This window comes from Streptomyces sp. McG3 (assembly GCF_018619185.1).
Lineage (GTDB): Bacteria > Actinomycetota > Actinomycetes > Streptomycetales > Streptomycetaceae > Streptomyces.
In genome coordinates, this window is record NZ_JAAXYC010000173.1 from 1 (window position 1) to 16,105 (window position 16,105).

Annotated in this window: 14 protein-coding genes; 9 read left to right on the forward strand and 5 right to left on the reverse strand. The window is 74.2% G+C overall.

Annotation, left to right across the window (positions count from 1 at the left end; all coding sequences use genetic code 11):
• The 5 genes from HET64_RS24695 to HET64_RS24715 form a co-directional block, all read left to right on the forward strand.
• Positions 1-709 (forward strand): helix-turn-helix transcriptional regulator (locus HET64_RS24695; RefSeq protein WP_215109044.1); only part of this gene is annotated, 709 nt, incomplete at its 5' end.
• Positions 710-919: 210 nt separating this feature from the next.
• Complete coding sequence (lanKC, locus tag HET64_RS24700) at positions 920-3,547, forward strand: class III lanthionine synthetase LanKC (RefSeq protein ID WP_215109046.1); 2,628 nt, start codon at positions 920-922, stop codon at positions 3,545-3,547.
• Between the two features lie 42 nt (positions 3,548-3,589).
• Positions 3,590-3,721, forward strand: a complete 132-nt coding sequence (locus HET64_RS24705) for a SapB/AmfS family lanthipeptide (protein WP_215109048.1) — start codon at positions 3,590-3,592, stop codon at positions 3,719-3,721.
• A gap of 74 nt (positions 3,722-3,795) precedes the next feature.
• Positions 3,796-5,565 (forward strand): ABC transporter ATP-binding protein, encoded by a 1,770-nt coding sequence (locus HET64_RS24710; RefSeq protein WP_215109050.1) that lies wholly within the window; start codon positions 3,796-3,798, stop codon positions 5,563-5,565.
• 248 nt (positions 5,566-5,813) lie between these two features.
• Positions 5,814-7,574, forward strand: coding sequence for an ATP-binding cassette domain-containing protein (locus HET64_RS24715; protein ID WP_215109066.1), 1,761 nt, complete (start codon positions 5,814-5,816; stop codon positions 7,572-7,574).
• On the opposite strand, the gene HET64_RS24720 is transcribed toward HET64_RS24715, so the two are convergent.
• The 3 genes from HET64_RS24720 to HET64_RS24730 form a co-directional block, all read right to left on the reverse strand.
• On the reverse strand, positions 7,543-8,148 hold the full coding sequence (locus HET64_RS24720; RefSeq protein WP_215109052.1) for a response regulator transcription factor: 606 nt from the start codon (positions 8,146-8,148) through the stop codon (positions 7,543-7,545). The genes HET64_RS24715 and HET64_RS24720 overlap by 32 nt on opposite strands.
• Positions 8,149-8,420: 272 nt before the next feature.
• Positions 8,421-9,302: a transglutaminase-like domain-containing protein gene (locus tag HET64_RS24725; protein WP_215109054.1), complete on the reverse strand. Its 882-nt coding sequence runs from the start codon at positions 9,300-9,302 to the stop codon at positions 8,421-8,423.
• A gap of 74 nt (positions 9,303-9,376) precedes the next feature.
• The gene (locus HET64_RS24730) at positions 9,377-10,387 is read right to left on the reverse strand and encodes a GNAT family N-acetyltransferase (RefSeq protein ID WP_215109056.1); all 1,011 of its coding nucleotides are present in this window, start codon (positions 10,385-10,387) and stop codon (positions 9,377-9,379) included.
• A gap of 117 nt (positions 10,388-10,504) precedes the next feature.
• Here HET64_RS24730 and fdxA point away from each other — a divergent pair, with 117 nt between their 5' ends.
• Positions 10,505-10,825: a ferredoxin gene (fdxA, locus tag HET64_RS24735; RefSeq protein ID WP_007446848.1), complete on the forward strand. Its 321-nt coding sequence runs from the start codon at positions 10,505-10,507 to the stop codon at positions 10,823-10,825.
• A gap of 193 nt (positions 10,826-11,018) precedes the next feature.
• Entirely contained in the window at positions 11,019-12,113 is a 1,095-nt protein-coding gene (gene dapC / locus HET64_RS24740; RefSeq protein ID WP_215109057.1) for a succinyldiaminopimelate transaminase, read from the forward strand.
• A gap of 129 nt (positions 12,114-12,242) precedes the next feature.
• Here the strand turns inward: dapC and HET64_RS24745 are convergent, their stop codons facing one another.
• The gene (locus tag HET64_RS24745) at positions 12,243-12,698 is read right to left on the reverse strand and encodes an ATP-binding protein (protein ID WP_215109059.1); all 456 of its coding nucleotides are present in this window, start codon (positions 12,696-12,698) and stop codon (positions 12,243-12,245) included.
• A 290-nt stretch (positions 12,699-12,988) separates the two neighbouring features.
• Positions 12,989-13,918, reverse strand: coding sequence for a hypothetical protein (locus tag HET64_RS24750; protein ID WP_215109061.1), 930 nt, complete (start codon positions 13,916-13,918; stop codon positions 12,989-12,991).
• A 61-nt stretch (positions 13,919-13,979) separates the two neighbouring features.
• Between HET64_RS24750 and dapE the strand changes: the two genes are divergently transcribed.
• Positions 13,980-15,059 (forward strand): succinyl-diaminopimelate desuccinylase, encoded by a 1,080-nt coding sequence (gene dapE / locus HET64_RS24755; protein ID WP_215109063.1) that lies wholly within the window; start codon positions 13,980-13,982, stop codon positions 15,057-15,059.
• Between the two features lie 107 nt (positions 15,060-15,166).
• Positions 15,167-15,952, forward strand: coding sequence for a TIGR00730 family Rossman fold protein (locus tag HET64_RS24760; protein ID WP_073866372.1), 786 nt, complete (start codon positions 15,167-15,169; stop codon positions 15,950-15,952).
• The last annotated feature ends 153 nt before the right edge of the window (positions 15,953-16,105 follow it).

The following is a 16,105-nucleotide window of genomic DNA, read 5'->3' on the forward strand; positions in this document are numbered from 1 at the left end:
GGCCCCGCCCTCCTTCGCCGACGAGCTGGCTCCGGTCCGGACCACCCCGCCCGGCCGGGCCCGCGCCGAACTGGCCGAAGCGGGGAGCGGGCCGCTGCCCGCCGCGCTGGACCGGGACGACCTGGCCGAGCGCGCCGCCGACGCCGTGGAGTGGGTCTGGACGCACACCGTGATGCCCGACTGGCCGAGGCGGCGGCGGATCCTGGAGGCCGATGTGGTCGCCCGTTCCGCCCAGTTGGGCCGTGGTGGCTGGGCCGAAGCGGTGAACGGCATGCGCCCCGGGGTCCGCTGGCTGGGCGGCAGCCGGCTCCAGATCAACACCCACGACAACCCGCCCCGCGAACTGGGCGGCGCCCAACTGCTGTTCGTCCCCGTGACCCCGTACCAGTCCTGGGTCTGCTGGGACATTCCCCGTCGGTACGGGCTGGTGTACCCGTGCTCCGGCGCGCTCTCCGAGGCCGGGAGCGATCCGGTGCCCGCCGCCCTGGGCGCGCTGATCGGTCCGGCGCGGGCGGCCGTCCTGCTGCTGCTCGCCTCCCCGCTCAGTACGACGCAGCTCGTCGCGCTGACCGGCCAGGGGCTGGGCTCGGTGGGCCGCCATCTGCGGGTCCTGCTGGACGCCGGACTGGTCCGCCGCCGTCGCGCGGGCCGCTCCGTGCTCTATTTCCGCACGGATGCGGGGGACGTCCTGGTGCGCGGCGCGGGCTGAGGAGAATGCGAGTGCGCTCCATGCGCGCCCCCACGCGCCCCCGGCCCGCACCGGCCCCCGGCTGGGCGGCAATCGAATACCCATCAGTACGCGGTGCGCTCCGCATGGTTGGCGCGCATGTACGAGTCGTGACAACAGTGACTATGGGCACCGCTCATCGTTGTGACAATTTCTCTCTCGCCACGAAAGAACCGAGCGAGGGGACCGTGCGTGAATCCGGAGTACGCCGCGTACTGCCAGGCGGACCGCCGCTTCTACGACGCACCCCACCGCTCCCTCGGACCGGACGGAGCCGCCGACGAGGAGCGCTCGTTCTACGCGCCGCTCCGTGGCGCCGTACCCGACGGGTGGACGCGCACCCGGCGCGGCGACTGGCTCGCCTACAGTCCCGACGGGCTGCGACTGCCGCCCCAGGGCTGGAAGATCCACGTCTCGGCCGCCCTCGACAACGCCGTCTCCGTGCTGGACCGGGTCGTCGCCCACTGTCTTGAACACCGGCTGGCCTTCAAGTGCGTGCCCAACGCAGGGCTACTGGCCCTGCGGAACGCCAAGTACGCGGACCGGGCCGGCAGCGGGAAGTTCATCACCGTCTACCCGCCGTCCGACGAGGCGTTCCCCGAGGTGTGCACCGCCCTCATGCGGCTGCTGGAGGGCGAGCACGGCCCGTACATCCTGAGCGACCTGCGGTGCGGGAACGGGCCCGTGCACACCCGGTACGGGGCGTTCGCCGCCCGCTTCTGCTCCGGTCCGGACGGGCGGCCCGTGCCCGCCGTCGCCGATCCGCGGGGCCGGCTCGTCCCGGACGACCGCGGCCCGTCCTTCCGTGTCCCCTCCTGGGTGACCCCGCCCGGCTTCCTGATGCCGCACCTCGAGGCCCGCGCCGCCGTGGGCCTCGCCGACCTCCCGTACACCGTGGAGAAGGCGCTGCACTTCTCCAACGGCGGCGGGGTCTACCTCGGCCGCGACACCCGCACCGGCGAGCAGGTCGTCCTCAAGGAGGCGCGGCCGTACGCCGGTCTGGCCGCCGACGGGGCGGACGCCGTGGCCCGGCTGGAGCGCGAACGGACCGCCCTGGAGCAACTGGCCGGACTGGACTGCGTGCCCGCCGTCCGGGACGTGTTCGAGGTCGGCGACCACCACTTCCTGGTCCTCCAGTACATCCCCGGCACCACCCTCAACACCGTCTTCGCCCGCCGTTTCCCGCTCGCCCGGCAGCACCCGTCCCCCGAACTGCTCGCCGAACACGCGGCCTGGGCGGAGGAGTTGTACGGACAGGTCGAGCGCGCCGTCGAGGCGGTGCACGACCGGGGCATCGTCATCAGCGACCTGCACATGAGCAACGTCATGGTCGACGAGGAGAACGCGCGCATCGTCCTGCTCGACTTCGAGGCAGCCTCCCCGGCCGCCGAACGCCGCCGCCAGATCGTCGCCAACCCGGCCTTCGTCGCCCCGCCCGACCGGCGCGGCGCCGACATCGACCGCTACGCGCTGGCCTGTCTGCGGCTCGCCCTGTACCTGCCGCTCACCACCTTGTTCGGCATCGACCGCACCAAGGCCTCCGGTCTCGCCCGGGACATCGCCCGCGTCTTCCCGGTCGCCGCGGACACACTGCGGCCCGCGGTCGCGGAGATCCTGCGCCAGACGGGGAAGCCCGCCCCCCGGCCCGCTCCCGTCGCCGACCCCGACCTCGGCGACTGGCCGCGCAGCCGTGACGCCATGGTCCGGGCCATCACCGCGTCCTGCACACCGGAGCGCGAGGACCGGTGTTTCCCCGGGGACATCGCCCAGTTCGCCACGGCCACCGGCGGCCAGTCCTTCGCGTACGGGACGGCCGGAGTGCTCTACGCCCTCCACGAGACCGGCGCCCCGCGGTGCGAGGAGGCCGAGGACCGGCTCCTGCGGCACGCCAAGGACCCGGCGTCCGGCAGCCCCCTGGGCTTCTACGACGGGCTCACCGGCATCGCCTGGACCCTGCACCGGATCGGCCGCACCGCCGAGGCCGCCGACCTCCTCCGGATCATCCTCGACCAGCCCCTGGAGGGCCTCGCGCCCGGCCTCCACAACGGGTACGCGGGCATCGGCCTCGCCCTCGACGACCTGGCCCGCACCGCCTCCGCCACCGACGCCCCGGCGCTGTCCGCCGCGGCCGCCCGCTGCACCGCCCTCGCCGTCCGCGCGCTCGCCGACGGTCCGCCGTCGCCCCGCACCGGACTGCTGCACGGCGCGAGCGGCATCGCCCTGCTCCTGGTGCGCCGGTACGCGACCACCGGGGACCCCGCCCTGCTCGACCTGGCGGCCACCGCCCTCCACCGCGACCTGGAACGCTGCCGGACCGGCGACGACGGCGAACTCCTCGTCGTCGAGGGCAAGCGGCTGATGCCGTACCTCGGTTCGGGCAGCGCCGGCATCGCGGCCGTCATCGACGCCTACCTGGCCCACCGCCCGGACCCCGCGCTCGAAGCGGCCGGCCGTGCTCTCCTGCCCGCCGCGCTCTCCGCCTTCTACGTCCAGCCCGGACTGCTCCGGGGCTCCGCCGGCCTCCTGCTGCACCTCGCGGCCACCCCGCTGTGCGACGAGACCGGCCGGCAGCGCGCGATCGCCCGCCACACCGACCTGCTGCGCAGCCACGCCCTCCCGTACGGAGGCGGAATCGCCTTCCCGGGCGAGCAGTTGATGCGCCTGTCGATGGACCTGGCCACCGGGACCGCCGGCGCTCTCCTCGCCCTGGGCGCCGCGTTCGGCGGCTCCACCGGACTTCCCTTCCTGCCCGCCGCTCCGGCGACGGGCCCCGGCCGCGCGAGCGGCCCCATGAACCGGCCCCGCCAGGGGTCGTCGTAGCACCACCTTTCAGCACCACTACCGTCCCCGAAAGGACACATCATGGCGCTTCTCGACCTTCAGGCAATGGAGACCCCGGCCGAGGACTCCTTCGGCGAGCTCGCCACCGGCAGCCAGGTCTCGCTGCTGGTCTGTGAGTTCAGCTCGCTCAGCGTGGTCCTCTGCACCCCGTGACCCGCTCCGGCCGGCCCATCGGTGTTCCGCACCGGTGGGCCGGCCGGCCCACGTGCACCCAGAAAGGGCGACCCGTGCGGTTGCACCCACGCCCGGGCACGGAGTCCGGCGCCCGGCGGCTCGCCCGGCAGCACCCGGCGGCCCTTCTCGGGCTCCTCCTCTGCTCCACCGGCGGGGCGCTCGCCGCCCTCGCCCTGCCCGCCGCCCTCGGCCACACCGTCGACCGGCTCGTCGCCGGCGGCCCCGTGCCCTGGTCGGGACTGCTGCTCTGCGTGGCCCTGACCCTCGCCGAGACCGGGTTCGACGCGACGGCCGCCGTGACCGGCACGAGCACCACCGCCCGTCTCACCGCGTCCCTGCGCACCCGCACCTCCGCCCGGATCCTGGCCGCCGAACCCCGCCGTGCCCTCGCCCTGCCCACCGGCGACCTCACCGCCCGGCTCACCGCCCGCACCGCCGACGCCGCGTCCGCGCCCGTCACCGCCGCCGGAGCCGTCTCCGGCGTCCTGCTGCCGCTCGGCGCGATCGTCGGCCTCCTCCTCATCGACGTCTGGACCGCCGCCGCCCTCCTCCTCGGCGCCCCCCTCCTCGTCGCACTGCTGCGCGCCTTCACCCGCCGGACCGCCGACGCCGGGGCCGACTACCAGCGCGCCCAGTCGCTCATCGCCCACCGGCTCACCGAGGCCCTCGACGGCGCCGACACCATCCGCGCCGCCCGCACCGGCGCACGCGAGCACCGCCGCGTCCTGGAACCCCTGACCGCGCTCGCCGAACACGGCAGGCGCACCTGGTCCGTGTACGGGCGGGCCGTCGGCACCAGCGGCCTCCTGCTGCCCCTGCTCATGCTGCTGGTCCTCGCGGTCGCCGGCCTCCGGCTCGGCGCGGGCGCGATCGGCGTCGGCGACCTGGTCGCCGCCTCCCGCTACGCGAGCCTCGCCGTCGGCATCGGCGCCCTGACCGGCGCGCTCGGCGCCCTCGCCCGCAGCCGCGCCGCCGCCCGGAGCCTGGAGCCCCTGCTCACCCTCGCACCGCTGTCGCACCGCGGCCTGGGCCCGGCGCCCGACGCGCCCGGCCACCTCGAACTCCGGGACGTCGGCGTCGAACAGGACGGCGGCCCGCTGTTGACCGGCGTCCACCTGACCGTCCCCGGCGGTACCTCCCTGGCCGTCGTCGGGCGCTCCGGTTCCGGCAAGTCGGTGCTCGCCGCGGTCGCCGGGCGGCTGCTCGACCCGGACACCGGCAGCGTGCTGCTGGACGGCGTCCCGATGGACGGCATGGAACCGGCCCGGCTGCGCCGCGAGGTCGCGTACGCCTTCGCCCGCCCCGCCCTCCCCGGGTCCACCGTCGAGGAGACGATCGCCCACGGCCCCTGGACCGCCTCGCCCGCGGCCGTACGGGAAGCCGCCCGCGCGGCCCGCGCCGACGGGTTCGTCTCCCTGCTTCCGTACGGCTACGCCACCCCGCTCGCCGACGCCCCGCTCTCCGGCGGCGAGCGCCAACGGCTCGGCCTGGCACGCGCGTTCGCCCATCCGGGCCGGCTGCTGATCCTCGACGACGCGCTGTCCAGCCTCGACACCGTGACCGAGCACCACGTCCGGCGCGCCCTCGACGCGCGGGCCGGACGCTGCACCCGGGTCATCGTCGCCCACCGGCTGTCCTCGGCCGCGCGGGCGGACCGGGTCGCCTGGCTGGAGGACGGGCGGATCCGCGCGACGGGCCGCCACGACGAACTCTGGGCGGACCCGGACTACCGGGCGGTCTTCCGCACGGACGCCCCCGCCGGGGGCGCCGCCCCCGCGAGCCGTACGCCCGTGACGCCGGCCGCCGGAGCGGAGGCCCGGTGAAGGCAGACAAAGCACACCCCGGACGCGACGAGCAGCATGAGGCGCACCCCGAGCGCGACGGGCGCCATGAGGCGCACCCCGGGCGCGACGGGCGCCATGAGGCTCACCCCCGGCGCGCCGAGCAGCACGCAGTTCACCCTCAGCGCGACGCACAGGACACGGCACGCCCCCGGCTCGACGAGCAGCAGCACGGACTAAGCCCCCGGCGCGACGGGCAGCACGGCGCACGCCCCCGGCGCGACACGTCTCTGCGGCGGGTCGGCCGCGAGGCCCGGCCCTTCCTGCGGGCCAGGACCGGTGTGATCCTGCGGCTGGCCGGCTGGTCCCTGCTGGAGTTCGCCCAGACCTTCCTCGGCGGATTCGGGGTCGCCCGCGCGCTCGACGACGGCTTCCTCGCCGGACGCCCACCGACCGGCCTCCTCTGGCTGGCCGTCGCCGCGGTCGCCGTGCTGCCGTCCGTGCCCGCCGCCCGCGGAGTGTTCGGCCGGCTCGCGGACCTGGTGGAGCCGCTGCGCGACGGACTCGTCCGGCGCGCCGTGTCCCGGGCGCTGTCCGGCGCGCTCGACCGGGCCGGCGACGTCAGCACCCGGTCCCTCTCGCAGGTCACCCATCAGAGTGAGATCGCCCGCGACGGCTGGGCCGGACTCGTCCTGACGCTGCGCTCGTTCGTCTTCACGGCGGCCGGGGCCGTCACCGGCCTGCTGGCCCTCTCTCCCGCCCTCCTCCTGATCGTCCTGCCCCCGCTGGTCCTCGGGTCCGCCCTGTTCCTCGGCACCCTTCCGCCGATGGCCGCCCGCCAGCGCGACTACCTCGCCGCCGACGAGGCGTACGCCGCCCACGCGGGCCTGCTCGCCGCCTCCGTACGCGACATCGCCGCCGCCGGGTCCGCCGAGCGGACGGTGGCCGAGTCCCGGACCCTCGCCGAGTCGCAGCTCGCCGCCTCCCGTTCGCTGGCCCGCTGGTCGGGCGTACGGGTGCTGGCCCTCGCCGTATGTGGCCGGTTCCCGCCGCTCCTGCTGCTCCTGGGCGCGCCCTGGCTGCTGCGCAACGGGCTCACGCCGGGCGCGCTGGTCGGCGCGCTGACCTACCTCACCCAGGCGCTCGCCCCCGCCGTCCAGGCGCTGATGACCATGCTGGGCACCGCCGGGGGCCGGCTCGTCGTGGTCCTCGACCGGTTCACCGACGCGCCGCCGCCGCCCGCCGACGACCCGCCGCCGCCCGCCCGGGAGGCAGCCCCGCCGCCGCGCGGGACCCCGGTCGCCGAGCTCCACGAGGTCAGCTTCGCGTACGGGCCCGGCGCCCAGCCCGTGCTGGACCGGCTCTCCCTGACGATCGGGGCGGGGGAACACCTCGCGGTCGTCGGCCCGAGCGGCAGCGGCAAGTCGACCCTGGCCGCGGTGCTCGCCGGGACCGAGCGGCCCACCGGGGGAGCGGTGCGGTGGCGGGGGCGGCCGGTGCGGCCGGCCGACGCCACATACGTACGCGTCCTGCTGCCCCAGCACGCCTATGTGTTCAGCGGCTCGCTGCGGGACAACCTCCGCTACCTCCACCCCGACGCCCGCGACCGGGAGATCGCGGCCATGGCGGACGCGCTCGGCCTGGAGGCGCTGCTCTCCCGGCTCGGCTCCCTCGACGCGGCCGTCGAACCGGACCGGCTCTCCCAGGGCGAACGGCAGCTGATCGCCCTGGGCCGGGCCTACCTCGCCGCCCCGCCGCTGCTGATCCTCGACGAGGCGACCAGCCGGCTCGACCCGGCCGCCGAGACCCGCGCCGAGCTGGCGTTCGGGGCGCTGCCGGGCGCGCTCGTCGTCGTCGCCCACCGGCTCAGCTCGGCCCGCCGCGCCGGACGGACCCTGGTGATGGACGGCCCGCGCACCCAGTGCGGCACCCACGGTGAACTCCTGGGCTCCTGCGCCCTCTACCAGGACCTGGCCGGCCTCTGGGAGCCGACGGACGAGCGAGGGAAGGAGCGCGGTGTCAGATCCACCCCGCCTCCTTCGCCCGTCTGATCGCGTCCAGCCGATTGCGCGCCCCGGACTTCCGTATGGCCGCGGCCAGATAGTTGCGGACCGTCCCCGGCGTCAGGTGCAGCCGACCGGCGATCCCGGCCACGGTGTCACCCCCCTCGGCCATCGAGAGCACACTCAATTCCCGCGGCGATAACGGCATGTCGGCCACCTGCAGGAGACTGAAAGCCAGCGACTCGTCGATATGCCGTCCCCCGTCCGCCAGTTTGTGCATCACCTCGGACAGGTCGTCCACCGGGCGGTACTTGTCGATGTAGCCCAGCGCCCCCGCCTCGTACGCCCGCCGCAGACCGCTCGGCCGGTCGCTGCGGGTGAGCACGGCGAGCGGACACGGTCCGCCGTGCGGTGCGGTCACCGTCTTCACCTCGTCGAGGACGTCCAGTGCGCCCGGACAGTCGAGGTCGGTGAGGAGCACATCGGGACCCGGCCCGCTCAGCGCGGCGCCTATCGCACCGTGTTCGGCGGTGCGGACCTCTATGCCCCGCCCCGTGCCGAGGAGCGACGCCAGCGACGCGCGCCACAACGGCACGGTGTGGACCAGCAGCACGGTAGTCATCAATATGCCCTCAGCTTTTCTCTTCCGGCCCCGCCCGACGCGGAACGCGACGGGCTGTACGCATCCGGTGACGGGTATCCAGTTGAGCGCATGGGCATTCGCGTACGCCGACAAACGGGCCGAATACCGCCCCCGTTGGGCGCGGGAGGGGGCGTTCGGATGTAAAACGGGAGCGCACATCGCTCACGGACCAATCCGTCTCGCCACCCCACGGGCACGGGAAAGACCGGCGACGGGCGGATTCCCGCCGCAGTCCCGCAGGACGGCCGGATTCAGTTCAGCAGGGCGCGCGCGGCGTGGGCCTTGCGCCGGACGTTCTCGGCCGTCGTCGGCTCGATTCCGTCGAGGATCTCCGCGTACTCCTCCATCTCCGCCGCCCCGCGCAGGAATTCACCGCGCTGGACCAGGAGCTGGGCGCGCTCGAAGCGGAGCCTGGCCGGATGCGAGGGCAGGAGCAGCGACAGCTCCACCGCCCACAGGGCCACATCCGTGCGCTCGGGCCGGGCCGCCGCCCACGCCCGGACGTTGTTCAGGATACGCAGCACGATCTCCAACGGCCGCGCGGGCGTCATCATCGACGGCTCAAGGGCCGCCCCCGTGACCCCCGTGACCAGCAACTCCGCGTCCTGACCGGTCAGCGGCGCGCCCCCGGCGAACGGATCGGCCAGCACCGGGTGCTCCCGATCGCCGAAACCGACCACGAAATGACCGGGCAGCGCCACCCCGTACACCGGTGCGCCCGCCCTCCTGGCGACCTCGATCCAGACGACCGACAACAGGATCGGCAGGCCCCTGCGGCGGCGCAGCACCTGCTGGAGCAGCGAGGAGTCCAGCCGCTGGTAGTCGACGGAGGAGCCGCCGAAACCGCAGCGTCCGCCCAGCAGTCCGGCCAGCGCCGAGGCCCAGGCGGCGGGGGAGCGGGAGCCGTACGGCAGCAGTCCCGCCAGCCGGTCCAGCTCCATCTGCGCGGCGTCGATGCCGTACGGGTCGGGGACGGCCTCCCCCGGAGTCACCGGGCGGACCTCGGACGGGCCCACCGGTCCGGCCTCCGCGCCCAGCAGCAGACAGAGGAGGGCGAGGTCCGGCCGCTCGGACCGGGCCTCCTCGGCGAACTGCCGCCGCCGCTCGGCCGTTCCGGAATCCAGCGCGCTCATATGCGACCCATGTTCCTGTCCCTGCTCATGTACGTCGATCCGCCGGGGGCCCGGCGCGGGGCCCCCGGCGCCCGTCACGCCGAGCGGTAGTGGTGGTAGCGGTGGTGGGCCGCGAAGCCCATGCCGTCGTACAGCGCCCGCGCCCCCTCATTGTCCTCCTCGACCTGGAGCCAGGCCGCCGAAGCGCCCTCGTCCAGTGCCCGCCGCGCCAGCGCGGCCATCACCGTGGTGGCGAGACCGCGCCGCCGCTGCTCCGGAGCGACCTCGACGGCCATGAACCCCGCCCACCGGCCGTCCACGACACACCGCCCGATCGCGGCCGGCGGGGCGGCCGGATCCGCGTCCGCGTCCCCCGGCACCGTGGCGAACCAGACCGAAGGGCCGCTGCCCAGCACCCGCCGTACATGGGGGCCGGGGGACGAGAAACGCTGGTAGCGGGCGAGCCAGGCCGCGTCCGGTTCGCGGGTCAGCCGGACCGCCCGCACCTCCGCCCGAAGGTCACCGACCGGCGCCAGCGCGGCGATCCGCACCTCCGCCGAGACCTCGCGCCGCCAGCCGTGCCGCTCCAACTCCGCGCACAGCAGCTCCTGTGCGCCCTCGGCCCCGGTCGCCGTCTGGACGTACGCGGGCAGGCCCCGCTCCTCGTACCAGTCCCGGACCCGTCCGAGCGCCTCGCCGACCGGCAGCCCCGGATCGCCGAGCGGCAGCGCCGAGTTGGCGCGCCGGGTGAAGCCCCCGGCGGCGCGCAGCCGCCAGTCGCCCAGCGCTTCGCTCTCCACGGGCTGCCAGGCGCGCGCGGTGACGGAGGCCAGTTCCCCGAAGGAGGCGGCGGGACCACGACGGCGGGCCGGGGCGGCGGGAACGACCTTGCCCGCGACCAAGGACGATTCCACGATGTGGACGGATTCCCCGCTCTTTCGTGTGATCGAGAGCACATCGTTGTTCCATGATGTGAGCACCCCGACCACGTCGGTGAACTGCGCGCCCGTGCCCCCGCCGTCCGTCCGGCGTCGAACGGACACGCGTTTGCCCACGTCAGCGGGTGTGATGCTGACTTCCAGCCGTCCGCCGATGGTGAATTCCACAGCTCTGTCCGCCCCTCCTGTTCGGATCGTGCCCGAGAACGGAGATACTAGAGGCGGGCATCGACGACGCCGCGCTCCCGCGCGAGAGCCAACGCCCTACCGAGGAGGAACGACAGCGTGACCTACGTCATCGCGCAGCCTTGTGTCGACGTGAAGGACAAGGCCTGCATCGAAGAGTGCCCCGTCGACTGCATCTACGAGGGCCAGCGGTCCTTGTACATCCACCCGGACGAATGCGTCGACTGCGGAGCCTGTGAGCCGGTCTGCCCGGTCGAGGCGATCTTCTACGAGGACGACACTCCGGAGGAGTGGAAGGACTACTACAAGGCGAACGTCGAGTTCTTCGACGACCTCGGCTCTCCGGGCGGTGCTTCGAAGCTCGGTCTCATCGAGCGCGACCACGCGTTCATCGCCGGACTGCCGCCGCAGAACCAGTAAGCGGCGGCACCACGCGCGCGGCCCGGTCCCGTACGGCTTGTCACCGTGCGGGGCCGAGGCGTTTCCCGAACCTCCGGGACCGCCACCGGGACCCGGCAGCGCCGGGGCCGTCAGCGGGTCCCCGTACCGCGGGCCCGTCACCGCGCGTCCGTTTCCGCCGCCCGCACGAGAACACCCGAGAAAGCAGAGCACCGTGTCCGCAGTCTCCTCCCGCCTCCCGGTCTTCCCCTGGGACAGGCTCGCGCCCCACAATTCGACGGCCCAGGCCCACCCGGACGGCATCGTGGACCTGTCCGTCGGCACCCCGGTCGACCCGGTCCCCGAGCTCGTCCAGCGGGCGCTCGTCGCCGCCGCGGACAGCCCCGGCTATCCGACGGTGTGGGGCACCGAGGCCCTGCGGGACGCCCTCACCGGCTGGGTGGAGCGCCGCCTCGGCGCGGTCGGCGTTACCCACGCCAACGTGCTGCCGGTCGTCGGATCCAAGGAGTTGGTTGCCTGGCTGCCGACGCAGCTCGGGCTCGGAGCGGGCGACAAGGTGGCCTACCCCCGGCTCGCCTACCCGACGTACGAGGTCGGCGCCCGGCTCTGCGGAGCGGAGCCCGTCGTCTACGACGACCCGACCGAGCTGGACCCGGCGGGGCTGAAGCTGCTCTGGCTCAACTCGCCCTCCAACCCGACCGGCCAGGTGCTGTCCAAGGACGAGCTGACCCGGATCGTCGCCTGGGCGCGCGAGCACGGCGTGCTGGTCTTCAGCGACGAGTGCTACCTGGAGCTGGGCTGGGACGCCGAGCCGGTATCGGTGCTCCACCCGGACGTCTGCGGCGGCCACTACGACGGCATCGTCGCCGTCCACTCGCTCTCCAAGCGCTCCAACCTGGCCGGATACCGGGCCGCGTTCATCGCGGGCGACGCGGCCGTCCTGGGCGAGCTGCTGCTCATCCGCAAGCACGGCGGGATGATGACGCCCGCCCCCGTCCAGGCCGCGGCCGTCGCCGCGCTCGGCGACGACGTGCACGTGTCCGAGCAGCGCGCCCGCTACGCGGACCGGCGCCTCGCCCTGCGCGCGGCGCTGGAGGCGCACGGCTTCCGGATCGAGCACAGCGAGGCGAGCCTCTACCTGTGGGCGACCCGCGACGAGCCGTGCTGGGAGACCGTGGCGTACCTCGCGGAGCTCGGCATCCTGGTGGCGCCCGGCGACTTCTACGGCCCGGCGGGCGCGCGTTTCGTCCGGGTGGCGTTCACCGCGACCGACGAGCGGGTGGCGGCGGCGGTCAAGCGCCTGTCCTGACTCGGGGCCGGTCCGGCCCTGATCCGCCGGACCCGCACCGAGTCGCCGCCGCACGGCGACACAACGCGCCGGGGGCCTCGGGAGTGCGCACTCCCGAGGCCCCCGGCGCGTTCCTGGTGCTGCGGCGGATCAGCCGCCGATCGGCAGACCACCCAGCGGGAGGCCGCCCTTGGTCAGGGAGTCGGTGGGCAGGCCACCACCGAGCGCGTCGGTGGGCAGACCGCCGCCGGCGGCCTCGGCCACGCCGCCCACGGCCTGGCCCGCGTTGCCCGCGGCCTGGCCTGCGGTCTCCTGGGCGGCCGGGATGGCCACCCCGGCGGACGTGCCGACGGTCTTGCCCGCGGCCGGGAGCGCCGTGCCGACGAGGCGGCCGCCGGTGTCGCCGGCCGCCTGGGTGCCCTGCTGGACTGCGCTGTCCACGGTGTCGCCGAGACCGGCGCCGTCCAGCGCGGTCAGTCCGCCCAGGTCCGGGGTCGCCGGGAGATCTGCGGCGCTCGCGGCGCCGGCCGCACCGACCACGGGGGCCGCGCCTGCGGCGATCAGCAGCGCGGCACGAGCGATCCGACGGGTCAGGGGGAGGGACATGATGCTCCTTCAGCGGGTGGTGCACGAATCTGTCTGTCCGGTGATCGGACGCACTGACAACCGCTTCGGGGGAGGGGGAGGTTGCGGTGGACGAAGGTAAAGACTGAGTAATGCGTCCGATTATCCGCAGCGGAAGAACCCGGGCAAAAGATCCATACCGCCGCAGCCCGATGAACCGTCACTTCCCTTGGGCGGCAAGGGAATCGGAGCAGGTTCCCGAGGTTGCGCGGAGTCGCGCGGAAAACGTCCGGGGCCATGGCCCCCAGGGTCCGTACGGGTGACGGGGCGTACTACTGAGCGACCTGGATCCTGACCGCCGTCGTGCCCGTTTCCTTACCCTTCGCGCGTTCTGTCCGCCAGCCCGACCCGGCGTCCCAGACCCGGTCCGCGTAGCTCACGCGCTCGATCCGCAGGGCCTCGGACTGGGCCACGGCCCAGTGCGCCAGCTCCCAGCCGCGCTGCGGAGCGCCCTTGTCCTCGGACCGCGCCGCGGCCGCCGGGACCGGCACCGAGACCGTCGACGCCGCGGAGGCGCCCGCGGCCACCGCGCCGGGCAGCACGTCCTTGCCGAAGGCGCGCACCAGCTCGGTCCGCACCCGTGCGGCGTCCCCCGGGCCGTCCGCCGTGGCCGTCGACGGGGTGCAGTTCAGCGAGGCCGGCCTGCGCCCGGTCAGCGCGGCGGCCAGCAGCGCGGCGTCCGGCTCGTGCTTCGCGTACGCCTGCGGGAATCCACTGCGCTGCACCCGCTGCGCGGCCACGGTCAACGGCAGCCGCGAGTAGCCCGGGACCTCGGCGAGGTGGTCGTAGAACTCACCGGAGGAGTAGACCGGGTCCATGAGCTGCGCCGGCGTGCCCCAGCCCTGCGACGGGCGCTGCTGGAACAGCCCCAGCGAGTCCCGGTCCCCGTAGTCGATGTTGCGGAGCGTGGACTCCTGGAGCGCGGTCGCCAGCGCGATCGTCACCGCCCGCTCGGGCATGCCCCGGGTGGTGCCCACCGCGGAGATCGTCGCCGCGTTCACCGCCTGCGCCAGGCTCATCTCGTACGTGTGTGACGTCCCGCCGTCGCCGTCGGAGGCCTGCACGACGCAGCGGGGCGGGTTCTTCGAGCCGGACGAGTCGTACTGCACGGCCAGATAGCCGCCCAGGGCGCCGAGCACGGCGAAGGCCGCCGCGAATCGGATGAGGCGGCGGCGACGGGCGGGGCTGGCTGTCCGGGGCACGAGCCCACCGTACTGGAGGGCCCGGCCCGGGCCGATACCCAAGTCGCTTAGGGTCGGGTCCATGGCCGACAGCACCCTTGACCTCACCCTGGACGGACCGGCGCTCACCGCCCGGCTCGTCGACTTCCCTTCGGTCAGCGGGGAGGAGAAGGCCCTCGCCGACGCGATCGAATCGGCCCTGCGCGCCCTGCCCCACCTCACCGTCGACCGCCACGGCAACAACGTCGTCGCCCGCACGGACCTGGGCCGCCCCGAGCGCGTCGTCCTCGCCGGGCACATCGACACCGTGCCGATCGCCGACAACGTCCCCTCCCGCCTCGACGGGAACGGGATCCTCTGGGGCTGCGGGACCTCCGACATGAAGTCCGGCGTCGCCGTCCAGCTCCGGATCGCCGCGACGGTCCCCGAGCCCAACCGCGACCTGACGTTCATCTTCTACGACAACGAAGAGGTCGCCGCGCACCTCAACGGCCTCGGTCACATCGCCGACGCCCACCCCGAGTGGCTCGCCGGGGACTTCGCCGTCCTGCTGGAGCCCTCCGACGGCGAGGTCGAGGGCGGCTGCCAGGGCACGCTCCGGGTCCATCTGCGGACGACGGGGGAGCGGGCCCACTCCGCGCGCAGCTGGATGGGCTCCAACGCCGTCCACGCCGCCGCCCCGATCCTGGCGAAGCTCGCCGCGTACGAGCCCCGCCGCCCGGTCATCGACGGCCTCGAATACCACGAGGGCCTCAACGCCGTCGGCATCGAGGGCGGCGTCGCCACCAACGTCATCCCGGACGCCTGCACCGTCGTCGTCAACTACCGCTACGCCCCGGACCGCACCGAGGAGGAGGCCATCGCCCACGTCCGCGAGGTCTTCGCCGACTGCGGCGTGGCCGAGATCGTCGTCGACGACCACTCCGGCGCGGCCATGCCCGGCCTCTCGCACCCCGCGGCCCAGGCGTTCATGACCGCCGTCGGCGGCACCGCCCGGCCCAAGTTCGGCTGGACCGACGTCTCCCGCTTCGGCGCGCTCGGCGTCCCCGCGGTGAACTACGGACCCGGCGACCCGATGTACGCCCACAAGCGCGACGAGCACGTGGCGGTCGCGAAGATCACCCACTGCGAGAACCGGCTGCGCTCCTGGCTGACCGTCTGACCGTCGGACGCACGGCATTCCCCCGCGCGTAACCTCCGCCGATCTACGCTGGCCGTACGCAGTACGACACGACCCAGCGCGACGCGGGTCGGTGGAGGGAGCGGAACATGGGCAACGCCGAAGACGCACGGATCCCCGAGGGTGCGGAGGTTCCCGAGGGAGCGGTCAGCCCCGGGGAACAGTGGCTGGGCCCGGTCCTGCGCCGCAGGGAGCAGGTCCAGCCCGGCACGACCGACCAGCGGCTGCTGGACTCCGAGGGCGACTCCGAGTGGGTGCACACGGACCCCTGGCGGGTGATGCGCATCCAGTCGGAGTTCGTCGAGGGCTTCGGCGCGCTCGCCGAACTGCCGAGCGCGATCAGCGTCTTCGGCTCGGCCCGCACCCCGGACGGATCACCGGAGTACGAGGCCGGCGTCCAGATCGGCAAGGCGCTGGTCGACGCGGGCTTCGCGGTGATCACCGGCGGCGGTCCGGGCGCGATGGAGGCCGCCAACAAGGGCGCCCGGGAGGCGAAGGGCGTCTCGGTCGGGCTCGGCATCGAACTGCCCTTCGAGTCGGGCCTCAACCCGCACGTCGACATCGGCGTCAACTTCCGCTACTTCTTCGTCCGCAAGACGATGTTCGTGAAGTACGCCCAGGGCTTCGTGGTCCTGCCCGGCGGCCTCGGCACCCTGGACGAACTCTTCGAGGCACTCACCCTCGTCCAGACCGGCAAGGTCACCCGCTTCCCGATCGTCCTGTTCGGCACGGCCTACTGGGGCGGCCTGATCGACTGGCTCCGCGACACGGTGGTGGCCCAGGGCAAGGCCTCGGAGAAGGACCTGCTGCTGTTCCACGTGACGGACGACGTGGAGGAAGCGGTGATGCTGGTCACGAAGGAGGTCGGGCGGTAGTCACTTCCAGCCCGCCCGGCGTTCGAGGGCGCCTTTCCACCGGCACGATCCGCGCGGGCCCGGAGAACCCAGCCCCTCCGGCGCTTGAGGAGCGGGGTCCCGGGGCAGCGCCCCGGGACCCCGCCCGCCCCGGGCAGACGGCACCCCTACGCC